This window comes from Lysobacter sp. H21R4 (genome assembly GCF_015277535.1).
Taxonomy (GTDB): domain Bacteria; phylum Pseudomonadota; class Gammaproteobacteria; order Xanthomonadales; family Xanthomonadaceae; genus Novilysobacter; species Novilysobacter ciconiae.
The window spans coordinates 2750981-2773435 of the sequence record NZ_CP063772.1; the positions used below are offsets into that span (position 1 = coordinate 2750981).

General features: G+C 65.3%; 20 protein-coding genes. 8 read left to right on the top strand and 12 right to left on the bottom strand.

From position 1 onward, the window contains the following. The first annotated feature begins 105 nt into the window (after positions 1-105). Both INQ40_RS12480 and INQ40_RS12485 read left to right on the top strand, forming a co-directional pair. Positions 106-720 (top strand): cation transporter, encoded by a 615-nt coding sequence (locus tag INQ40_RS12480; RefSeq protein ID WP_194340684.1) that lies wholly within the window; start codon positions 106-108, stop codon positions 718-720. A gap of 443 nt (positions 721-1163) precedes the next feature. Then, entirely contained in the window at positions 1164-1643 is a 480-nt protein-coding gene (locus tag INQ40_RS12485) for a YetF domain-containing protein (RefSeq protein ID WP_194340685.1), read from the top strand. A gap of 4 nt (positions 1644-1647) precedes the next feature. Here INQ40_RS12485 and INQ40_RS12490 read toward each other — a convergent pair whose 3' ends face one another. From INQ40_RS12490 to INQ40_RS12500, 3 genes are read right to left on the bottom strand one after another with little or no spacing between them, the layout of a single operon-like run. Next, positions 1648-3858 (bottom strand): sugar nucleotide-binding protein, encoded by a 2211-nt coding sequence (locus tag INQ40_RS12490; RefSeq protein ID WP_194340686.1) that lies wholly within the window; start codon positions 3856-3858, stop codon positions 1648-1650. A 28-nt stretch (positions 3859-3886) separates the two neighbouring features. Beyond that, complete coding sequence (glf, locus tag INQ40_RS12495; protein WP_194340687.1) at positions 3887-5068, bottom strand: UDP-galactopyranose mutase; 1182 nt, start codon at positions 5066-5068, stop codon at positions 3887-3889. Beyond that, on the bottom strand, positions 5065-6438 hold the full coding sequence (locus tag INQ40_RS12500; RefSeq protein ID WP_194340688.1) for a glycosyltransferase: 1374 nt from the start codon (positions 6436-6438) through the stop codon (positions 5065-5067). The genes glf and INQ40_RS12500 overlap by 4 nt, the downstream gene beginning before the upstream one ends. Before the next feature lie 86 nt (positions 6439-6524). Here INQ40_RS12500 and INQ40_RS12505 point away from each other — a divergent pair, with 86 nt between their 5' ends. Beyond that, positions 6525-7202, top strand: a complete 678-nt coding sequence (locus tag INQ40_RS12505) for an SOS response-associated peptidase (RefSeq protein ID WP_194340689.1) — start codon at positions 6525-6527, stop codon at positions 7200-7202. 176 nt (positions 7203-7378) lie between these two features. Beyond that, a complete protein-coding gene (locus INQ40_RS12510; RefSeq protein ID WP_194340690.1) occupies positions 7379-7996 on the top strand; it encodes an HAD-IB family hydrolase in 618 nt (205 codons plus the stop codon). An 86-nt stretch (positions 7997-8082) separates the two neighbouring features. Here INQ40_RS12510 and INQ40_RS12515 read toward each other — a convergent pair whose 3' ends face one another. From INQ40_RS12515 to INQ40_RS12530, 4 genes are all read right to left on the bottom strand, one after another. Next, positions 8083-9246, bottom strand: a complete 1164-nt coding sequence (locus tag INQ40_RS12515) for an acyl-CoA dehydrogenase family protein (protein ID WP_194340691.1) — start codon at positions 9244-9246, stop codon at positions 8083-8085. A gap of 117 nt (positions 9247-9363) precedes the next feature. Further along, complete coding sequence (locus INQ40_RS12520; protein ID WP_194340692.1) at positions 9364-11784, bottom strand: TonB-dependent receptor; 2421 nt, start codon at positions 11782-11784, stop codon at positions 9364-9366. 37 nt (positions 11785-11821) lie between these two features. Further along, positions 11822-13252: an NAD(P)/FAD-dependent oxidoreductase gene (locus INQ40_RS12525; protein ID WP_194340693.1), complete on the bottom strand. Its 1431-nt coding sequence runs from the start codon at positions 13250-13252 to the stop codon at positions 11822-11824. Positions 13253-13284: 32 nt separating this feature from the next. After that, positions 13285-14166 (bottom strand): DUF1838 family protein, encoded by an 882-nt coding sequence (locus INQ40_RS12530; protein ID WP_194340694.1) that lies wholly within the window; start codon positions 14164-14166, stop codon positions 13285-13287. 192 nt (positions 14167-14358) lie between these two features. Between INQ40_RS12530 and INQ40_RS12535 the strand changes: the two genes are divergently transcribed. From INQ40_RS12535 to INQ40_RS12550, 4 genes are all read left to right on the top strand, one after another. After that, positions 14359-15543: a class I SAM-dependent methyltransferase gene (locus INQ40_RS12535; RefSeq protein ID WP_194340695.1), complete on the top strand. Its 1185-nt coding sequence runs from the start codon at positions 14359-14361 to the stop codon at positions 15541-15543. Continuing rightward, complete coding sequence (locus INQ40_RS12540; RefSeq protein ID WP_228482032.1) at positions 15540-15920, top strand: hypothetical protein; 381 nt, start codon at positions 15540-15542, stop codon at positions 15918-15920. Before INQ40_RS12535 ends, INQ40_RS12540 begins: the two co-directional genes overlap by 4 nt. Positions 15921-16005: 85 nt before the next feature. Further along, on the top strand, positions 16006-16518 hold the full coding sequence (locus tag INQ40_RS12545; protein ID WP_194340696.1) for a DUF3598 domain-containing protein: 513 nt from the start codon (positions 16006-16008) through the stop codon (positions 16516-16518). Positions 16519-16589: 71 nt separating this feature from the next. After that, a complete protein-coding gene (locus INQ40_RS12550; protein ID WP_194340697.1) occupies positions 16590-17696 on the top strand; it encodes a nitrilase-related carbon-nitrogen hydrolase in 1107 nt (368 codons plus the stop codon). A gap of 110 nt (positions 17697-17806) precedes the next feature. On the opposite strand, the gene INQ40_RS12555 is transcribed toward INQ40_RS12550, so the two are convergent. The 5 genes from INQ40_RS12555 to INQ40_RS12575 are packed head-to-tail and all read right to left on the bottom strand — an operon-like array spanning position 17807 to position 22395. Continuing rightward, entirely contained in the window at positions 17807-18280 is a 474-nt protein-coding gene (locus tag INQ40_RS12555; protein WP_194340698.1) for a DUF1456 family protein, read from the bottom strand. Between the two features lie 42 nt (positions 18281-18322). Next, positions 18323-19438, bottom strand: a complete 1116-nt coding sequence (locus INQ40_RS12560) for a CoA transferase (RefSeq protein ID WP_194340699.1) — start codon at positions 19436-19438, stop codon at positions 18323-18325. 55 nt (positions 19439-19493) lie between these two features. Further along, entirely contained in the window at positions 19494-20681 is a 1188-nt protein-coding gene (locus tag INQ40_RS12565) for a CoA transferase (RefSeq protein ID WP_194340700.1), read from the bottom strand. 14 nt (positions 20682-20695) lie between these two features. Continuing rightward, complete coding sequence (locus INQ40_RS12570; protein ID WP_194340701.1) at positions 20696-21865, bottom strand: acyl-CoA dehydrogenase family protein; 1170 nt, start codon at positions 21863-21865, stop codon at positions 20696-20698. An 11-nt stretch (positions 21866-21876) separates the two neighbouring features. Then, the gene (locus INQ40_RS12575; RefSeq protein WP_194340702.1) at positions 21877-22395 is read right to left on the bottom strand and encodes a MaoC family dehydratase; all 519 of its coding nucleotides are present in this window, start codon (positions 22393-22395) and stop codon (positions 21877-21879) included. Positions 22396-22455 lie beyond the last annotated feature (60 nt).

Consider the following 22455-nt stretch of genomic DNA (forward strand, 5'->3'; position numbering starts at 1 on the left):
GCCGGTCTTCCCGGCTGTCAAGGAGCGCCCAGCGTTACCGTGCATATTACCCGCGACGGACCTGGAACGCGGCACTGGTTATGCGTCACCGCAAGAGAGGTCAGAATGAGTGGGAAGCAACTGGAGATACGCAGCGCAGGCCAGCGGACAATCCTGTGGATCGTTCTTGGCCTCAACCTGGCACTCGCAGCGGCGTTCGGGGTGACGGGCCTTAAGGCGGATTCCAGCGCACTAATTGCCAACGGGCTCGACAACGCTTCCGACAGCATCGTCTACATCATCACCCTGCTGGCGCTAACCCGTCCTCCGGTATGGAAGCGAGGTGCCGCGCGGGTTTCCGGGGGACTGCTGATCCTGTTTGCCGCCGGAGTCCTGTTCGACGTGGCCCGCCGGTTCTTGAGTGATGTCGAACCGGTGGGTTCCACCATGATGGTGATGGCGGTCGTTGCCGCGGCAGTCAACTTGCTGTGCGTCTGGCTGCTCAAGAAAATCCAGGGTGCCGACGTGAATGTTCGTGCGGCAACGACCTTCAGCACCAATGACTTCGTCGCGAACGCCGGCGTGCTCGTCGGCGGTGGCCTCGTGCTCTGGACAGGCCAGGCGTGGCCGGATCTTGTCGTCGGCGTCGCCGTCGCGGGAGTCGCTCTGAAGGGCGCTATTGTCATACTGCACGATGCCCATCACGAGACGGACAAGCACAAAGAGCACGTTGGTGAGTGATTCCTGCTGCAGCGACACCGTCGATATCCGCGCCGACCTGAAGGACGACCCAAAGCAGACGTCGTTTGCGGACGCAGACGTGAGCTTCGAGAGTCACCGCGCACCCGTCTACCGGCGGGAATGTCCGCTAGCGTACGAAGGGATCCAACAAGGTCCGCTGGATTTGGGGGCATATTTGGGGGCACCTGAATTCAATGTCATGAATATATCCTTATTATTCAAATGGATATCTATTCAAAGTGAATCCCTCCAGGGCACCATTTTGATTCGTGTGCGCTCGGCAGTGGCGGGACCCCATCCGGTTTGTCTTGTTGACGGCGCGCAATGCGCGGTCACCGCGTGCACGCTTGGCCTCACCGCCGCGTTACACGTGTTTCACCGCGCCACTGCGACGATCCGGTTTGAGTCGGCCTTTGGGCCCCCTCGACTCCTGGAGCGCGCTCATGTCAGACCTGCTTGAACTTTCCATCCCCTGGTGGGAAATCGTTCTGCGCGGCACGGTCGTCTTCTTCGTATTGATGGTGTTGCTGCGCCTGTCCGGCAAGCGCACCGTCGGCCAGTTCACGCCGTTCGACCTGTTGGTTCTGGTGTTACTGGGCGATGCGATGCAAGGCTCGATGATCGCCGGCGATGAATCGCTGCAGGGCGGCATCGTCCTGACGGCCACCCTGATGGGATGGAATTACATTCTGGGATTCACCACCTCGCGCAGTCGCAGGATCGAACGTCTGGTGGAAGGACGCGCGGTGGTCCTGGCACGCAACGGCCACGTCTACGGGCGGGCTCTGGACGACAACCGCATCGGCATTGATGACCTGCAGGAGGCGATGCGGGCTGCAGACTGCGCGTCGTTCGGCGATCTCCGGCTGGCAGTTCTGGAGAAGGATGGCCATATCAGCGTGGTTACCGGCCGCCGCCATTGAGCTGTCAGCAGCGGTCTCTCTGCCGCCCCTGCCCGGAGGTGCCCGTCGATGCCGCGGAAAATCGCAGGAGCGCACTGTCCAGGCTTGGCATCGCGAACATGCGCTCGCTGCCCAGCACGCTGTATCGGGGCCGGGCGGCTGGGAGCGCGAGTCTCTGCCTGTCACAGGCCTTCAATCCGGCGATGTCCACGCCCGCGACATGAGCCGCGCGCCGGGCCAGTTCGGCCCAGCTCACCGCTTCGCCATTGGTCAGGTGCCATATCCCGGTCTCGCCGTCGATCAGCAGATCCAGACAGGCGTCCACCAGGTCGGGAACGTAGGTGGGCGAGATCACCATGTCCTCCGCTGCGGTGAAGCGGCTTCCGGCGCGAAGCGCACGCAACGCCAGACTCACGAAGTTGTACTCGTCCCAGGGACCGAAAAATGCGCTGGTCCGTATCACCAGCGCGCCGGAGTGTGTTTCCAGCACCGCCGCTTCCGATCGCGCCTTGCTCCGGCCGTACACGCTGATCGGCGATACCGGATCGGACTCCAGATAAGGGACGTCCTGGGTCCCGTCAAACACCAGGTCACTTGAGAACGTCACCATCGGGATGGCGTGCCGTGCGCACAGTTTCGCCAGCACACTGGGACCCAGCGTGTTCTCGCGGAAGCAGCGCTCGGCATCCGCCTCCGCGTCATCGACACGCACATACCCTGCGGCGTTCACGACCGTCCACGGCCGGTGGAGGTCCAGCGCGCGGCTGACCGAATCGCTGTCGGCGATATCCATGCCGGCGCGAGGCAGGAGCCGATGATCCAGATCACGCTCCTGGCAGAGACGCGCGAAAGCGCGCCCCAGCGTGCCGTTTGCGCCGACGATCAGGATCGGCGCGCTGCGTGCCGCGGAGGTGGGGGAGGCTTCTGCGCGGATCGTCACCCGTGACGGGTGTGGATCGCGCAAAAAACGCTGTGGCCGCTTCCACCAGCCCGAGCCTGACAGCACCGGGTGATCGATCGCTGTGCCGTCCGCCAGTTGCCTGATCAGTGTGGCCACTGCGGTCGGGCGCGGCGTGCCTGCGCTGACATCGAACGCGCCGACCTCGTAATAGCCATGCTTTTGCGTCAGCAGGCAGTTCCAGTCGTAGGAGCCCAGCATTCCCCAGGCGGTAACCGCGCGCACATCCGCACCCGCCGCCCGCGCCTGCTCGGCGCCGCGCCATACCCCGAGCAGCCAGCGCATCTGATCCTCGCGGGCGGCGTCGATGTGGGCTTCGGTAATCGCCACGGGAATCCGGTAACGCTTCCATGTCTCGTCGATCAGCGGCGCGATCTTGCCGATCGGTTCCCCCATGGCGCGCGCCGCCTCCACGTCCGCGTAGCGATCAATGCCGTTTCCGCCGTGGTGGGCGACCGGATACCGGGCGAGCTCTTCGTCCAGGAAACGGTCGCTGGTTGCGTAGTGGTTGATGCCGATCAGGTCGGGCGGGCAAGGGTTGTGGCGAAACCAGCCGATCGCGTCCGCGGGGACGTGACAGACGTCGACCAACCAACCGTGCAGTGGATGCTGCGGCCCGACCCTGCCGCACAGCAGGTCCCAGCTCAGCCAGCGCAGGTGATTGTGGAAATCCGCCTGATACTGCAGCCGGTCGGTGGCGAAGGTGGTTCCCAGATCTTCGGTCTGAACGAGCCTCGCGCGTGGGTTGATCTCGCGGATCGCCCGCATCGCCAGGACGATGCCCTGGCACTGGTTGAACATCGCCTTCCCGAAGGTGACCTCGTCGCGCCCGTGCGGATACCAGAGTCCATACAGGCCGCTGAAGCGGGCGGTGGTCAGCGGTTCGTTGACCGGGGTGTAGTCCTCCACCCAGGGGTAGCGTTGCGCCACCGCGCAGGCATAACGGGCAAGCTGGGTGGCAAACGCGGGGTCGACGAGGCTGGTGTACCGCGGCCCGCTGCCGTGGTGGAGAAGTCCGACGATCGGACGCATTTCCAGGGCGCGGACGCGTGCCAGGCGACTGTCGGACCAGTCCCACTTTCGTTGGTCAGGGGCAAGCGGCGCCACCCGCTCCCACAGCACAGGGAAACGCAGGGCACGTATGCCGGTTGAGGCAAGACGGTCCAGGTCGTCGGGCGTGCTCGCATACGCGCGCCCGTCGAGTTGACTGAAGTAATCCGAGCCAACCCGGTTCACGGTGCACTCGATCCCGCCCCATGCTTCAAGTGGCTCAGACACCGGCTGTCCTCCCTGAGTGGCGTGTCTGCTACTCGATCAGCGGCTGCGGGATGGGATTGACGGGGCCCGGCGGGGTGGTTTTCGCGGACTGCCCGTGCGCCGCCGAGGGATGGCCGAGCTTTTGCAGTACGTATTCGGATGCCTTGAGTGCCGCACCCACGCACTGGTCCATGTTGTAGTAACGGTACTGGGCCAGCCGACCCACGAAAGTCACCATCTCCTCCTCGCGCGCAAGGCTGTCATAGCGCTGGAAGAGGATCTCGTTTTCCCGGCGTGGGATGGGGTAGTAGGGATCGCCCTCGGCCTGCGGGTATTCACGAACGATCGAAGTGCCGCTGTGGGATTGCCCGGTAAGGTGCTTGAACTCGGTGATCCGGGTGAACGGGTGATCGTTGGGATAGTTGACGGTGCCGACGCGCTGGTACCGCTCCACCGTTGGCAGGTGCTCGTGTTCAAAGCGCAGCGAGCGGTATGGAAGTCGCCCGTAGCAATGACCGTAATACGCGTCCAGCGGACCGGTGTAAACCACGTGCCGGGCGTCTACATCGCCGCGCAGCTGGAAGAAGTCGGCATTGAGTTCGACCCGGATCCCGGGATGATCAAGGATGCGCGAGAACATTGCGCTGTATCCGTCTTTCGGCATCGCCTGATAGGTGTCGGTGAAATAGCGGTCGTCGCGATTGGTGCGGGTGGGTATGCGCGCGGCGACCGATGAGGCCAGCTGTGACGGATCCAGGCCCCATTGTTTTCTTGTGTAGCCGCGGAAGAACTTCCGGTAGAGGTCCTGCCCCACCGCGTTGACGACCACGTCTTCGCTGGTCCGGATCGGATCCCTGGGCTCGCGCACACGGTCGAAGAATTCCTGGATCGTGCTCTCGTCCAGCTCGAGTCCATACAGTCGGTTGACGGTATCGATGTTGATCGGGATCGGGACAAGCTGCCCGTCCACCTGCGCCAGCACGCGGTGCTCGTACGCGCGCCAGTCGGTGAACCGGGACAGGTAATCGAAGATGCGCCGGCTGTTGGTATGGAATATGTGCGGGCCATATGGATGGATGCGTATTCCGTTGCCGTCCAGGCGGTCGTGTGCGTTACCGCCGACATGGCCCCGCTTGTCGATGACCAGCACGTCCGCGCCCTGGCTGGCGAGCTCCCGGGCGACCACGGCGCCGGAAAACCCGGCACCGACAACCAGCACGTCGGTTTTCATTCGGTGGCCTCCGCGTCCACCACCGGGCAGCGCGCCATGCTCCTGTCTTCTGCCGACCGCAGGGCCGACTGGAGTTCGCCGCGCATGTCGGCAACCGTTTGGCTCCACGAGGCGGCGGCGGCCCGCTGCACGCCTTCCTCGATCAGCTCGGCATCGGGGCTGCGCAAGGCCCGCGCCGCCAGATCCAGAAACTCCTCGCGATCGTGCGCTATGGCCACCACCGGGGTGAAGTTGCGCACCACGTCCGCCACCGCGGTCGACACGATCGGCGTCGCGGTGGCCATGTATTCCAGGGTCTTGGTGGGATTGATGAAGCGCGTCGCATCATTCAACGCGAACGGCATCAGGCAGACATCAAATCCCTTGGCCAGCGCAGGCAGGTCCTCGTAGGCCTGCTGGCCAAGCCAGTGGATATTGGGCGCCGCCGGCAACTGATGCTGCTCGACCTTGGCAAGCGGGCCGGCCATGACTATCGACGCCTCGGGGAATTGAGCGGCAAGCGCGGCAATGAGCGGGTAATCGAGCCGCTCGTCGATGACGCCGAAGTACCCGAACACCGGTCGTGCGAGGTTGGCGATGGACGCCGGAACCTGCGTCTGCGCCAGCCTTGCCCCGCCGAAGTGGGCGGCATCCACGCCGCATCCATGGAAATGGACATTGGGATGCTGGGCGGACTTGGCCTCGTAGAGCTGGTACCCGCCGGTGTAGACGATGTCTGCCCTGTCCAACAGCAACGCCTCGCGCTGCCTGATGTCGGTCGGCGCAAAGCGGAAATTCGCCAGTTCGTCCATGCAGTCGTACACCACGCCTGCACTGCCAAACTCGCCCAGCATCACCGGCGCGGTCATCGGGGAATAGAACCATTGAACCGGTCGCTCGAAGCGTCCCTGCAGCAGCGGGTGGTCCGCCAATGCGGCACGCACGAGCTGGAGGATCACGCGTGACTGCTCGTCCACACCGTCCGGCGGCCCGGGAAGCAGAGGCACGATGCGGATGATGTTGTCCATGGGCTCGGAGATTTCCAGGCTCGCCGGCGCGTAGCGAGACCCTTCCACAGGCTCTTCGATAAAGGCGATGCGGTGGTGTTGCGCCATCCTTGACAGGATCTGCTGCGGTCGCTGCCAGACGAAATCCCAGCGCAAATGGCTGTGGACGATGATGGGGAACCTCTCAATCCACCCGGGACCCGGCCCTTCGACCGACGAGGCGCGATATGGTCCGGACGGTTCAATGCTGGAGAGGGCATTCAACTGATCCTGCGCGTGCGCAGGAAACGGATGCGGGACAGTCTCTTCCATCATTCGCTCCATGAGGGGTCCTGACGGGAGTTTCCGAAACGCCAGTGCATGAAATGGTGAAATCCCGGACATCGGCCCGCGCCGGAGCCACGCGGCTTCACAAGCGCGGGTACGGCGCGGTTCACCCTCCGTCCCGCAGGCGTGCGTAGGCTCGTCCCATGTGCGGACGTGACAGCCAATTCTTTACGTGGCGCGAGATCCACGCGTTCTCCGGCGGACTCGCGGTGAGCACGCCGGCGCAGGATCCCGAGCCCAACTACAACCGGGCGCCTACCCAAGCGGGATGGGTGCTGGTGGCCGACGGTGATGGGGCCGTCGCCACGGAAATGCGTTGGGGCCTGCTGCCGTCGTGGGCGAAGGACACCCGCCTGGCGTACAGCACGATCAATGCGCGCTGTGAAACGGCGGCCACCAAGCCGGTGTTCTGGGAGGCGTGGCAGCAGCGCCGCGGGCTGGTGCCCAGCTCGGGCTATTACGAATGGCGGATGGAAGATGGCGCCAAACAGCCCTACTTCATCCACGCGCGAAACTCGCCGGTGCTGTTCTTTGCCGGGCTGTGGGAGCAACGCGGCGAGCTGCCTACCTACAGCATCGTGACCCGCGATGCGGATCCGGCAATCGCCCATCTGCATGACCGGATGCCTTTGGCGCTGCCGACCGATCTTCTGCATGACTGGATGACGGGCACTCCGCAGCAGGCCACCGAAATCGCGCTGGCAGCGCAGGGACCGGAGCTGGAATGGCACCGCGTCGACAAGGCCGTCGGCAACGTCCACAGTACCGGGCCACGACTGGTGGAACCGCTGGCGCCGCAGTTGTTCGACGGCACCGATTGACAGAGGGATTGCCCCGCCGCAATTTGTCGCGTGGCTGCCAGCCCACGCCGACCTGACTCTGCAATGGAACTGCAATGACTGACGCAATCGCATTGGACGCGGTCGACAAGTACTACGGCCAGCGGCAGATACTGCGCGACCTGAAGCTGCGCGTCCCGCTTGAGGTCACCTGACGGGTGGACCTGGCCCTGTTCGATTTCGACGGCACCATCAGCGACCGCCAGACCATGCCGGACTTCATGCACGCGGCAGTGCGTCCCGGCCGGTTGCTGGCGGGAAAGCTGCTGCTGATGCCATTGATTGTTGGTTATCGCCTGGGGGTCGTGTCCGGCTCCGTGGTGCGTGCGGCTATCTGCCTGTTGGGCTTTTGGCGCGTCCCGGCCGCCGAGGTGGAGGCACTCGGTGCGGCGTTCGCGGCAGACGTTATTCCGGGAACGCTGCGCGCCGAAATGCTGGAGCGGATCGCCTGGCACAAGAGCCGCGAGGACACGGTGGTCGTCGTATCGGGCGGTCTGGATCTGTATCTACGCCAATGGGCGCGTGGGCATGATCTGGCCTTGCTGTGCTCCTCGTTGGAGCAGCGAGGTCATCGACTCACCGGTTTCTACGGCGGCCGCCAGTGCGTGGGCGAGGAGAAAGTGCGCCGGATCCAGGAGAAGTATCGACTGGCCGATTTTGACCGGGTCCACGCCTACGGCGATTCGGTCGAGGACGCGGCGATGTTGGCGATGGCTGACGAGCGCTGGTACCGCGGAAAGTGCTTGCCGAGTGGTCAGCCGTTGGCGCTGGAATGACGTGCCCTATCAGCACGTAGGCGCCAAATGAAAACCGCCCGTTGAGGGCGGTTCTGTTTTCGCTGATGCGCTTCGAGGGCGCGCGATCAGAACGCGTTGATCCCCGTCAGCTCCCGTCCGACCACCAGCTGGTGGATGGTCTCGGTGCCCTCGTAGGTGATCACCGACTCCAGGTTCATGGCGTGGCGGATCGCGCAGTGCTCGGTGGTGATGCCCGCGCCGCCCAGCAGATCCCGGCACTCGCGGGCGATGTCGATCGCCATGCGGCAGTTGTTCCACTTGGCCAGGCTGACCTGGGTCGGGGCCATCGTGCCGGCATCCTTGAGCCGGCCCAGCTGGACCACCAGCAGCTGCGCCATGGTGATGCGACGCGCCATGTCGGCCATCTTCAATTGGGCCGACTGGGTCGCGGCCACCGGGCGGCCGAACAGGATCCGCTCCTTGGTGTAGCCCAGCACTTCGTCAAGACACGCAATCGCCGCGCCGATCGGGCCCCAGGTGATGCCGTAGCGGGCCTGGGTCAGGCAGCCCAGCGGACCCTTCAGGCCTTTCACGTTGGGCAGGCGGTTGGCATCGGGCACGCGCACGTTGTCAAAAAACAGGCCGCTGGTGACCGAGGCGCGCAGGCTCATCTTGTGCTTGATCTCCTGGGCGGCAAACCCCTTCATGCCCTTCTCGACCACGAAGCCCTGGATGCCGTCATCGGTCTGCGCCCAGACGATCGCGATATCGGCCAGGTTGCCGTTGGTGATCCACATCTTGCTGCCGTTGAGGACCCAGTCGCCGCCGTCCTTTTTGGCGCTGGTCTTCATGTTGGCCGGATCGGAGCCGCCGTGCGGCTCGGTCAGGCCGAAGCAGCCGATGGTCTCGCCGCGCGCCATCGACGGCAGCCAGCGCTGCTTCTGCTCCTCGGTGCCGTAAGCGAAGATCGGGTACATGCACAGCGAGGACTGCACCGAGACGAAGCTGCGGATGCCGCTGTCGCCGCGCTCCAGCTCCTGGCAGATCAGGCCGTAGGACACCGAATTCAGGCCGCCACCGCCGTATTCCTCCGGCAGTGAGGAGCCCAGCAGGCCCAGCTCGGCGATCTCGGGAATCAGCTCGCGCGGAAAGCGGCCTTCATCGAAGGCATCGCCGATGATCGGCAGCACGCGCTCGTCGGTGAACCGCGCCACCGTGTCCTGCACGGCGCGCTCCTCCTCGGTCAGCAGGGAGCGGGTGTCGTACAGGTCGTAGGGATTGAGGGACATGGTCTGTCTTCTTGTGGAAAAGGCCGCCCGTTGGGCAGCCGGAATGGGGGAGGAAACGGGGCAGACCCCTGCGGACCCGCGCAGCCGTTGCCGCGCGGGCCCATCGGCGGTATCGCGTTAGAAGCGGTAGTTGACCTCGACGCCGAACATGCGCGGCAGCGAGGGCGAAACCGCGAAGTCGACCAGGTTGGTGACCTGCAGACCCGTCAGCGGCGGCACGTTGGGCATGGCCACGTACTTCTCCGGATCGATGGTGCGCTGCACGTCTTCCGGGGTGCGGTCGTTGAAGGCGTTGGTCACGTAGGCACTGACCTGCAGCGCGTCGCTGGGGCGCACGCTGAAGCGGAAGTTGGTGCGCGTGGACGGCGCGATGCTGGCCAGGTTATCGACCTGCACGTAGCGGCGGCCTTCGTAGGTGGTGTCCGTGTTCGCCGACCAGCCCCAGCCATTGGCCAGCTGGCCGTCGTACATCAGGCCAAAGGAGAGCTTGGTCTTGGGCACGCGCGGCAGCATGTTGCCCTTCGCATTCGCACACGCGCCGTCGTTCAGGCTCGGCGCGACGCTGGGGCAGAACAGATCGGCCTGGTACTGGCTGATGAAGCTGATGATCTTGGCATCGGTGTAGGAGTAGTTGAGCGAGGCCAGCCAGCCCTCGGCGAACAGCCACTGGGTCTCCAGCTCGGCGCCGCGGATGCGCGACTCGCCCACGTTGGTGGTGTAGCTGGTCGAGAACAGGCTGCCGTTCTTGCGGGTCACCGAGCCGGTCGCGGTCAGCTGCTGGTTGTCCCAGTTGATCTGGTAGACGTTGGCGTTGACCCGCAGGCTGCGGTCCAGCCAGTCGCTCTTGATGCCCAACTCGTAGTTCCAGGCCTTTTCTTCCTGGAAGGTCTCCAGGCCGCGCGAGATCAGTTCATCGCGCCCTTCGTCGCTCAGGTCGGCGCGATAGATGTCGAGGTTGAAACCGCCCGGCTTGGTGCCCTTGGAGACCAGTCCGTAGACGTTGATGTTGTCGGCCGCCTGGTAGCTGAGCGTCGCGCGCGGGGTGAAGCTGGTGAAGGTCTCGCTGAGTGCGTAGGGCTGGGTGTAGATCACCCCACCGAGCGCGCGCGTGTCCACGCCACCCTTGCTGATCTCATCCTTGGCGTAGCGCGCCTCCAGCGAGGTCGTCCACTGGTCGTTGATGTGCCAGTTGAGCAGGCCGTAGATCGCCTTGTTGACGGTCTGGTTGTCGGGGTTGGTGCGCAGCGGATTGACGCTCATGTTGCCTGGCAGGACGAAACCGGCCAGGTCGCCGGTCAGGCCCGGATGGCCACTCTGGCTGTAGTAGTACACGCCGCCCATGCCCGACACCGCGCGCGACTGGTCGCTGCTGACGCGGAAGTCCTGCGACCAGTCACTGGTGTTGGTCAGGCCGATGGTCTCGAAGGCGCCACCGTAACCGCGGTTGGGGCTGTAGTCCTGGTCGGTACCGGCGTAGGTGGAGGTCTCGTTGTAGGCCGAGGTGGAGGTGAACTTCCAGCCATCGCCGAAGTGGTAGTCGACCACCACGCTGGCGCGCGAGAGGTCGGTCTTGCGGCCGGGGAAGTAGCCGGCCACGCGGAACTCCTCGGTGTTGATCCCGTACTCGGACGGTGCCTTGAGGTCGCCGCAGTAGTAGCCACGGTGGCGGTTGGCGAGGATCGGGTAGAGCCCGAAGTACAGGCTTCCGGTCTCCTGGGGCAGGAAGCAGTTCATGTTCTCGGTGCCGACCAGGGCGATCGCGAAGTGGTCGTCACGGCTCTTCTGCCGGCTGGCGCGCGCGGTGATCTCCAGGTTCTCGCTCGGTGCCCAGGCCACGGCGCCCATCACGCTGTTGGTCTCGGTGCCGCCCAGGTCCTTTTTGCCCGAGGCCTGGTTGAAGAACACGCCGTCGTTGCCGCGCTGGTTGATGCTGACGTCGTAGCCGAAGCTGCCGTCCTCATTGCCGCCCGAATAGAACAGGCCGTACTTCTTCTGCCCGTAATCGCCGCCGCCGATGGTCAGTTTGCCGCCGTTGAGCGAGCCGGGACGGTGGGTGATGAAGTTGACCGCGCCGGAGAACGTGCGGCGGCCGAACGCGGCCGACTGCGGGCCACGGATGACCTCCACGCGCTGGATGTTCTCCAGGCCGTAGCTGGAGATGTCGCCTTCCACGAACACGCCGTCGATGAAGAACGACGCGTTCGGCTCGCCCTGGATGTTGGACATGCCGCGGATGACCGGGCGGTCGAAGCCGCGCCCGTAGGCGGAACGGAAGGAGAAGCTGGGGGTCAGCGCGGCGATGTCACGCACGTCGTTCAGGCCCTTCTTCTCGATCTCCTTGTCGGAGATGGCGCTGATCGGCAGCGGCATCGTCTGCAGGGTCTCGGTGACGCCGCGGGCGGTCACGGTGACGGTATCGAGCTGGGTGGCGCTGGCGGCGGGCTGCGGCTGCGCCTGCTGGGCGAAGGCCTGTGGCGCGGCTACGAACAGGGTGGCCGCAATGCAGGCACTCAGCAGTTTCGGTCGGGGCGTGGTCATTGTCGGAACTCCGATGGATCTGGTTTTGGTTGTTGGGTCAGGCCGCCAGGACGGCGGCCACGGCTCGTTCGCCGGACACGACCGCGGCTTCCATCCCGGGCTTGTCCAACGCGTTGTGTTCACCGGCAAAGTGGATCCGTCCCAGACGCTTGCCGCTCCATTGCACGGTGTCGGCCACCCGGCCGGGAGCGATTTCAGAAAAGGCACCGTTGGCGAAACGGTCGTTGCCCCAGCCGCGCGTGGCCAGGGGTTCCAATGCACCCGCGCTGGACGGGCGCAATGCGGCCAGCTGGTCCATCGCCCACTGCATGCGCGCGTCGGGTGCCAGGCGATCGGCCTGGTCGGCGCCGTCGCCGTTGAGCCAGACGATCAGGCGCTGGATGGTGCCGGCAGAATCGGGTACCGCCATGACGCGCTGCAGGGGGCCGTCGTTCCACATGTTGATTGGCAGGCCGTCGCTCTCCCAGAACGGGCGCGTGGGGTGGAAGTGGATAGTGGTCACCGAGTTGCTGTGCCGCGCGGCCCACACGGCGGCCTGCTCCGGCGGCGGCAGCGGATCCAGCCGGATCCGGCTCAGCGGACCACTCGGCACCGTCATCACGACGTGGTCGGCGCGGAAGCGGCGTCCGTCCCTGCAGGTCACTTCGATGCCGCGGCGGTTCTGCTCCACGCCGAGCACTTCCATGCCCAGCAGCGGCGGCGCGTCCAGAGCCGCGGCCATGGCTTCGGGCAAGGCCTGACTGCCCTGGGTGACCCAGCCCGGCGGTGCGCGCGGAGCGCCCTGCAGCTCGGCCTGGCGGCGCAGGGCGTCCAGCGCACTGATGGTAAGCAGCGAGGTGTAGCTGTCGGCCACGTCCATCCAGTCCAGCGCCTGCGCCGACCAGCCCCTGGATGCCAGGTAATCGCGCAGCGGGATGTCCAGGGCGAGGTTGGCCGGGTCGTCCCAGCCTTCGATCCGCTCCAGCGCGACTTCGCTCATGGCCGCGCGCAACAGGCCGGGCGGCGGTATCGGAAGCTCGCGGCCTTCGAGCGTGTTGAGCGGGCTGGCCGCCCAGTCGTCGCTGGAGACGCTCTGCCCGGCCAGCATCAGGCTGGTCGGCAACGGACGGCCACCGGGGCCCATCAGGTCGATGTCCGGCGGCGCGATTTCGATGCCGACCCGGCTGGCGTGGGCGTGCACGCGCTCATAGCCGGCGCCTACCTGCACGCCGCCGACCTCGAAACGCAGGCCCTTGCGCTCGACGGTGTGCAGGCGTCCGCCGATGCGGTCGTTGGCTTCCAGCACGGTCACCCGCGCACCGGCGTCCTGCAGCGCCTGCGCCGCGGCAAGCCCGGCAAGGCCGGCGCCGATGACGATGGCATCGCTGCGTGGTTCAACACTCATGGGCGGCTTGGGCGTCGAATGGCAGCCGAGTATGCCGAGCATCGCGGCGCCCGCGCTGCCTTTGAGGAAGTGTCGTCTGTCCATGGTCGTTACCTTGCCGGGCGATCGGGCGCGGATTACTTTTTGCCGCCGTCGTTGTGCTGGCGCTCGTGCCACTGCTTGTAGACCGTCCAGCTGGTCATGTTCGGCTGGATCCACTCCCTCGGCGCGGTCGTGTATTCGGGGTATGTGCTGCGCACGCGCTCCTGGATGTCGGCAGGAAGCTCGGCGATGGAGGCTTTCTTGTTGCCCTGGGCGATGTACAGCAGCCCGCCGGGCGCCTGGCCCATCTCCATCCACGGCAACCACGGCCCGGTGCGGGTCCAGCCATAGGACGCGGGCGCCTGGGTGAGGGCCGGGTCTTCGATCGCCGCGCGCGGGGTGAAGAACATGAAGTGCTCCGAGCCCATGTACATCTCGCCGGACGACTGCTTGGGGAAGTCCTTCGGCGGCAGCGGGTTGGGATAGGTCAGCGGGATGTTCATCGTCAGCATCAGCTGCTCGCCGGCTTCCACCCACGGCACGATAGACGGACGGCCCGGCGGATTGAGCACGTTGTTGACCGGGTCGTTGGCGACCTGCAACACCTCGTTGCGCTCGCCGGTCATGGGGTTGTCCCACTGGTCGAGGATCTCGCCGGTCTTCAGGTCGCGATAGAACGTCAGCTCACGGGTCAGCAGGCGCCAGGTGCCGTCGGCCTGCTGCTCGGCGCGACAGATGTTGTAGCCCTCGAAACCCAGCAGCGCGGAGGGCGCTTTTTCCGGCACTTGCGCGAAAACGGTGCCCGACCACCACAGGATCACGTCCTCCTTCGAGTCCAGCGAACAGCGCATCTTGACCAGCGACTCGATGTTGCCGATGCCGGTCGCCGGCTGCGCGGCCGTTGCCGACGACTGCGCCTGCGCTGCGGGCACAAAGGCACTTGTTGCAAGGGCCAGCACGGAGAAGAGTCGCAACATGCGGATACCTCGTTGATGTTCGGAACGGGCGGGCGGAACAGTGGCTGCCAACACCCCGGAAAACGGGCTTCAAAGATGAATGCGTCTTGACCACAACCCCTTAGATGACCTATAGCTATAACATTAGTTCATGATTGTCCAGTCATTTGGATTGCGGCAATCCCGACGCACCGAAACTGAATGGAGCACACCATGTCCCAGCAAGCCCTCCCGCCGAGCTGGCAGCACGTAGGTCGCCACGACGTGTTTCCGAGCAGCGGCCACGACGACACCGCGCGCTTCGACTTCCTGGCCAACCTCAATGGCTACCTGGCGACGCGGTTGAGCCCGAAGGTGCGCGTCGCGTACGACAAGCGGGTCAAGCCGGCCTTCGAGGCGGCCCAGGGACGTGCGCCGGAAACCCGCCATGAGGTCCGCAAGGCGATGGTCGGCGACCCGATCTACCAGACCTGGAGCGCGCTGAGGCGTAGCTCCATGGAGATGCGCCAGCAGGCAGGACGCGGACTGGTGCTGCGGCAGCTGGCGCCGCTGGTGGAGAAGGCGCGCGAGCTCAACGAGGGCTCGCCCAACCTGCAACTGGACCCGTCGGTCAAGGTGCCCCGCCACGTCAGCGCGGTGGACATCCACTGCATGCCCGGCGGCTACCACACCGAGCTGGTCAAGGACGATATCTCCGCAGGTGCCAACTACGACGCCGGTATCTTCGCCACCACCGGCGGCATGCTGGGCCGCTTCAACGATGGCGGCGGCCAGGCGCTCGCGCAGTGGTTGAAGAAGGAGCGCCCGGACTTCAAGCCGCGCCGCATCCTCGATCTTGGCTGCACCGTCGGCCACAACGTGGTGCCGCTCGCGCAGGCCTTTCCGGACGCGGAAGTGATCGCGGTCGACGTGTCCGCGCCGATGCTGCGCTACGGCCACGCGCGGGCGCGCTCGATGGGCGTGGACAACCTGGTCTTCCGCCAGGCCGATGCCGAGTCGCTGGACTACCCCGACGGCCATTTCGACCTCATCAGCACCGCGATGTTCTGGCACGAGAGTTCGGCCAGGTCGATGCCCAGAACCCTGCAGGAAGTGCATCGCCTGCTCGCCGATGGCGGCCTGTCGGCCAACCTGGAACAGCCGCAGTACCACGGCATGGACCCGTATGAGGCCTTCGTGCGCGACTGGGACGCCTACAACAACAACGAGCCGTTCTGGAGCGTCATGCACGAGTACGACCTGCGCGCGATGATGGCCGCGGCCGGGTTCGACGACAGCAGGTACTTCGAGACCACGGTCGCCGGCGTGGTGGACCGCAGCATCTTCCCCGAGGCCAGCAACGACGGCGAGGACTACGGCCGCGCCGCCCTGTGGACCATGTTCGGAGCGTGGAAATGAGCGAGCTTCCCGACATCGACGACATCGATCCGATTGCCCTCGCAGGCACCCGCCCGAAGGGCAAGCGTCCCTACTTCTTCAAGGATCCCGACGTCGAGCGCGTGCTCTCGATCGCGATGGTGATCGCGATGGAGCACGCCGTGACGCGCCAGCGGCTGGACGCGCTGGAGCGGCTGATCGAGTCCAAGGGCGTGGCCACGCGCGCCGAGCTGGACGCCTTCCAGCCCGACGCCGCCGCGGAAGCCGAGCGCACCACCTGGATGCAGGAATACGTGGCCCGGGTGCTGCGCATCGTGCAGCAGGAAACCGAGGCGCTGGAGAGCGGCGCGAAGGAACCACCGATGGCGGACCTGATCGCGCAGATGCGCGACGAGTAAGCCCAAACTGCGCGCCATGGGCTGCGTTGAACGGACCCATCCGCACGCGCATCAAACACACCCGAGCAAGCAACAAGGACCACGAATGACCGACCTGAAACTGCACATGCCCGCCCTCGCCCGCCACGAAGGCGTCTGGGACGGGATGTACCGCTACTACGACGCCGAGGGCAACAAGACCGACGAGCACGCCTCGCGCCTGGTCTGCCGCATCACCGGCGACGACGCGGTGCCCTACCACCAGACCAACAACTACAGCTGGGCCGATGGCAAGACCGAGGTGCGCGACTTCAAGACCACCTACTCCTTCGGCCGGATCATCTTCGACAACGAGCTGATCTACGGCTGGTGCACCGAGATCCCGGCCGACGACTTCCACCGCACCCTGATGCTGTACTGGCAGCGCAAGGGCGAGGAGGGCCTGGAGCTGTACGAGATGATCCAGCTCTCGGACTGCGGCAACCTGCGCAACCGGGTCTGGCACTGGTACCGCAAGGGCGTGCTGATCCAGCGCACGCTGATCGACGAGAAGCGCGCCAGCCGCAACTGGCGTCAGATCACCGGCGACAGCTTTGCCGGCGAGCCGCTCGACGCCTGATCGGCACACAGGCGACACCACCCCATTCCTGGCACCCCCACAAAGGCGGGTGCCTGCAGGAGACCCATCGCATGACCCAACCGACATTCCTGGCGCGTGCGCCCCTGAGCCTGCTGGCATTCGCGCTGCTGTTTTCCACCGCGGGTGCGCATGCCGCAACCCTGGTGGAGAAGGACGGCAGCTACGCGCAGTTGCCGCTGGAAAAAGACAAGGTCGTGATCAAGGTGGTGCAGAACCTGACGCGCAACCTGCAGGACTTCCCCACCGTCAGCGAAGGGCTTGCCCACAACCTGGAGCAGATGACCGCGCTGACCCAACGTGCGTGCTCGACCGGCAAAAAACCGGATTTCATCCTCTTCAACGAGTTTCCGCTCACCGGTTATTCGGATGGCAAGCGCGAAGAAAAACTCAAGTTCACCATTGAAATCCCCGGCAAGGAAACCGATGCGCTGGGCAAGCTGGCCAGGGAGTGCGACACCTACATCATCTTCGGCAGCTACGCCCGCGACGAGGCCTGGCCCGGCCACATCCTCAGCCTGAACGCGGTGATCGGCCGCGACGGCAAGGTGGCGGAGAAGTTCTGGAAGACGCGCAACGTCAAGAACTACCAGCCCGACATGGAGATCCCGACCACCACCATCGAGAACGTCTACGACCGCTACGTGGCGATGTACGGCGAGGAAAAACTGTTCCCGGTGCTGCGCACCGAATACGGCAACATCGCGGTGAGCACGGTGCAGCGCGACACCATGGTCTACAACGCGTTCGCCATGCGCGGGGTCGAGATCATGTTCCGCACCTCGACCCTGTTCTCCAAGCTGGACGTCATGGCGACCGCGAGCTTCAACAACTTCTACTCGGCCATGTCGAATATCACGTTCCCGGCCGACAGCGAGTGGGCGAAGATGGGCGGCGGCTCGGTGATCGTGAATCCCAAGGGCGAGGTCCTGGCCGAGGACCCCAGCAACGACGAGGCGATCATTGAGGCGGAGATCGATATCGGCGCGCTGCGCAAGGGCCGCAGGATTCCTGATTACCCGATGGACGTGACGCGGCCGGTGTTCGAGCAGTACCAGTCGGCGTTCCCGCTGAACCACCTGGACCTGCCGCTGGATCAGCTTCCCGACAACGGTGCGGAAATGAAGGTGCTGATGGACAAGGTGAGTCGCTGGAAGTAGGTGGCGACGGGGCCGCGGCGCGGGATTCGCGGTCCCGGCTGATCCCCAACGAAGACCGCCGGCGCATTCGCTCCGGCGGTTTTTTTATTTGGTCCGATGGACGCGAACGTTCAGTCCGCGCCGCGCACCCGCAGCGTCAGACCCTTGAGGAAGTTGCGCAGCAGCTGGTCACCGCACCCGCGGAAGTGCTTGTGCCCGGGCTGGCGGAACAGCGCGGTCAGCTCGGGTTTGGAGATCGGGAACCCGGAGCCGGCGAAAATCTCGTGCATGTCCACGTCCTTCAGCTCGAAGGCGACCCGCAGCTTCTTCAGCACCACGTTGTTGGTGACCCGCTTCTCGACCGGGCGCGGCGGGCGGCTCTCGTCGCGGCCGCGGTAATGCAGCACGAGGCCATCGAGCACGTGGGCGAGGATGCGGTCGGTGCAGGCGACGAAGCCTTCCTCGTCCTCGCGCTTGAGCAGCGCCGGCACCTCGTCCTTGTCCAGCGGGAAATCCGGATCGGCCAGCTTCGCCAGGTCCACCACCATGCTGTCACTGAGATCGAGCATGTAGCGGATGCTGCGTAATACGTCGTTGTTGATCATCGGCGCATTTTCGCACCAAACGGGCGGCAGCGGCCTGCGTCCTTAAAGCCCCAACTCCGCGAGCACCTCTGCGGTCGATTCGCCCAACTCGTCCAGATGCGGATCGATCCGGCCCGGCTCGTTGGCGAAGCGGATCGGAATGCCCAGGTGGGTGCCGCCGTCCGGCGCGGTCCAGACCATTTCGCGGGCGCGGGTGTGGGGATCGTCGAAGGCCTCGGTGAGGGTCTTCACGGGCGCCCAGCACACGTCCATCGGCTCCAGGAAGTCGATCCATTCGGCGAGGGTGCGGGTGGCGAAGGTGTCGGCAAGGAAGACCTTGACCGGGTCCTGACCCGGGCCGGGCGGGAGCCGGCACAGCGGTGCCAGATCCGGACGCTCCAGCGCGTCCAGCAGGTTGTCAGCGAACTTGTGTTCCGCGCCGCCCAGAGCCAGCCAGCGATCATCCTTGCAGCGGTACAGGCGGTACAACGCGTTGCCGCCCCAGCTGCGCTCGTCCTTGACCACCGGATCGCGCTGCTCGGCAAACGGCGGACCCAGCACGTTGGGCAGCCAGGCCATCAGCGCGTCCTGCATGGACAGGTCGATGTAGTCGCCTTCACCGGTCTTCTCGCGGCGGTAGAGCGCCATCAGGATGCCGCTGAGCGCCATCAGCGAGCCGGCCATGTCGGCCACGGGCATGTGCGGCGAGGCGGGCGAACCATCGGGCCCGAGATTGAGGCTGACGACGCCGCTGTCGGCCTGCATCGCCAGGTCGTGGGCGGGCCGTTGCACCTTCGGCCCGGTCTGGCCGTAGGCACTGATCGAGCAGTACACGATGCGCGGATTGAGCTGGCGGCAACGCTCGTAGTCGACGCCCAGGCGCTGGGCGACGCCGGGGCGGAACGCCTCCACCACCACGTCGGCCCGTTCTACCAGCCGCGCAAACGCCTCTTTGCCGGCCTCGCTCTTGAGGTCAAGCACGATGCAGCGTTTGCCGCGGTGGGTATTGCGGAACCAGGTCGACACGCCGGCCTGATTGAGGCCGACCTCGCGCACCGGCTCGCCGCTCGGCGGCTCGACCTTGATCACGTCCGCGCCGTGGTCGGCCATCATCATGGTCAGATGCGGGCCGGGCAGGAACAGCGACAGGTCGAGGACGCGCACGCCTTCCAGTTTCATCGTCGACTCCAGAGCGGGGCGGGATACGCCCCAAACGCTTACATGATTGGGGGTCTCAGACCACGCCCTGCTCGATCAGCTTCGAGCGCTCATCGGCGCTGTAACCGAGCTCGCTTAGAATCGCATCGGCATCGGCGCTCAGCGGCGGGCAGGCGACCCCGTCCACGCGCTGGCCATCCAGCTTGATCGGATTGCGCAGCATCCGCTGCGTGCCCTGCGGATGCTCAACCGACTGCAGCATGCCGATGCGCTCGACGTACGGATTGTCCAGCGCCTGGGCGATGTCGAACACCGGTGCGATCGGGATCTGGCCGGCAAACTTCTCCGTCCAATAGGCGGTGTCGCGCTGCATCAGCGCCTCGTCCACCAGCGGGGTCAGCGCCTCGCGGTGCTCGCGGCGGGCAGGGAAGCCGGCGAAGCGCGGATCTGTGCCCAATTGCGGACGCTCGATTCCGGCGATGAAGGTCTGCCAGAACTTCTCCAGCATGCACATCACCATGACCCAGCCATCGGCGGTGCGGTACACCTGACACGGGACGGTGCTGGGATGCGCGGAGCGCTCCAGACGGGTCGTCTCGTGGCCTTCGTTGAGGTACCAGGTGGCGGGATAGCTGAGCTGGTGCAGGGCGACATCGAACAGGCTGACGTCGACATCACGGCCCTCGCCGGTCCGCATCGCTCCGACCAGCGCGGCAAGCAGGCCCATCGCCATCGTGGCGCCGGTCATGAAGTCGACCATCGACAGACCGAAGCGTGCCGGCGGTTGGCCGGGTTCGCCGGTGAGCGCCATAAACCCGGCCTCGGCCTGCATCAGGTAGTCGTAGCCCGGCCACGCGGCGCGCTCGTTGTCGCGCCCGTAGGCGGACAGATGGGCGCAGACGATCTTCGGGTTGAGCTTGCCCAGACTCGCGTAGTCCAGCCCCAGCTTGGCCGGCTGGTCGCCGCGCAGGTTGTTGAGCACCGCGTCGGCGGTGCCAACCAGTTTCTCGAACACCTCGCGGCCCTGCGCGCTCTTCAGGTCCAGCCGCAGCGAGTGCTTGTTGAGGTTGAAGGTCTGGAAAAACTGGCTGTCGCCCTCGCCCAGAAAATACGGGCCGGTGGACCGGGAGACGTCGCCGCCGGGGGGCGCCTCGATCTTGATCACTTCCGCGCCCAGGTCGGCCAGGTGCATCGAGCCATACGGCCCGGCGCCGTACTGCTCCACGGCCAGGATGCGCACGCCCTTGAGGGGAAGCTCGCTCATGTGTTGTCTCCGTCCTAGATCGCGTTTCTGGCGACCAGCTGCTTGGCGATGATGATCTTCTGCATCTCGTTGGTGCCCTCACCGATGCACATCAGCATCGCGTCGCGGTGGAAGCGCTCGATCTCGTACTCGGTGGAGTAGCTGTAGCCGCCGAAGATGCGCATGCCTTCCTGCGCACAGTAGGCGCCGGTCTCGGTGGCAAAGTACTTGGCCATCCCCGCTTCCATATCGCAGCGCTCGCCCTTGTCGAAGGCCTTGGCGGCGCTCTCGATGAGCAGCTTGGAGGCCTCGACCTTGGAGGCCATCTCGCCCAGTTTGAGCTGGATCGCCTGGTGCTCGGCGATCGGCACGCCGAACGTCCTGCGCTCCTGCGCGTAGCGCACCGACAGGCGCAGCGCGCCTTCGGCGATCCCGGCACCGCGCGCGGCCACGTTGATGCGGCCCAGTTCCAGGCCGCCGAGGGTCTGCTTGAAGCCCTGCCCTTCCACGCCGCCCAAAAGTCGACTGGCCGGCACCTTGTAGTCCTCGAACACCAGCTCGCAGGTATCGATCGCCCGGTAGCCGCTCTTCTTCATCTTGTTGGCGACGATGAAGCCATCGCCCTTCTCGGCGATGAACATGCTCATGCCCTTGTAGCGAGGCTGCGCATCCGGGTCGGTCTTGACCAGCAGCAGGATCATGTCGCCGTGCAGCGAGTTGGTGATCCAGGTCTTGGCGCCGTTGATGACGTAGTGGTCTCCCTCGCGCTTTGCGACGGTGCGGATCGCCTGCAGGTCGGTGCCGGCATTGGGCTCGGTCAGGCCGATGCCGCCGCGCAGCTCGCCGGTCGCCATCAGCGGCAGGTAGTGCTGCTTCTGCTCCTCGGTGCCGGCGCGCTCGATCGCCGAGGCCATGATCAGGTGCGAGTTGAAGATGCCGGTCGGCGCCATCCACACCGCCGAGATGCGGATCACGATCTTGGCGTAGATGCTGGCCGGCAGGCCCAGGCCGCCGTATTCCTGGGAGATGGTCGCGCCAAACAGGCCGAGCTCCTTCATCTCCTCCACCAGCTCGTGCGGGTACTTGTCCGCCAGGTCGTACTCGCGCGCGATCGGCGCGACCGACTTCTCGATCCAGCCATCGATCGTGTCCAGCAGCGCCTGCTCGTCCTCGGCGCTCCACTGGGCGTTGGTCTCGTTGCTCATGGCATCAAACCTCAGTAGTTGACCTTGTCTTCAACCGAGTGACCCTGCCTGGCGATCAGCATGGTGCGGTTGAAGGTGCAGACGGTCTTGCCGTCCTGGTTCAGGCCGATCGTGCTGCAGGTGACGATGCCGGCGCCGGGGCGTGATTTGGACTCGCGCTTCTCCAGCACGGTCGACTCGGCATACAGGGTGTCGCCGACGAACAGCGGGTGGGTCAGCTTGATTTCCGACCAGCCCAGGTTGGCCACGGCCTTCTGGCTGACGTCGGTCACGCTCATGCCGACCATCAGGGCGACGGTGAACGGGCTGCAGACGATGATCCTGCCGAACTCGGAGGCCTTCGCGTATTCCTTGTCGAAGTGCATCGGATGGGTATTCATCGTCAGCAGCGTGAACCAGGTGTTGTCGGTCTCGGTGATCGTGCGGCCGGGGCGATGCTCATACGTATCGCCGACCGTGAACTCCTCGAAGAAGCGACCGAAGGTCTCGCGGTAGCGGTTCTCACCGACTTTCTTGGCTGTCTGGACCATGGGGGGGTTTCCTTTTGTCTTGGCAACGTCGCGTGGGGTGGAAAAGCGGGTGTGGCGGGT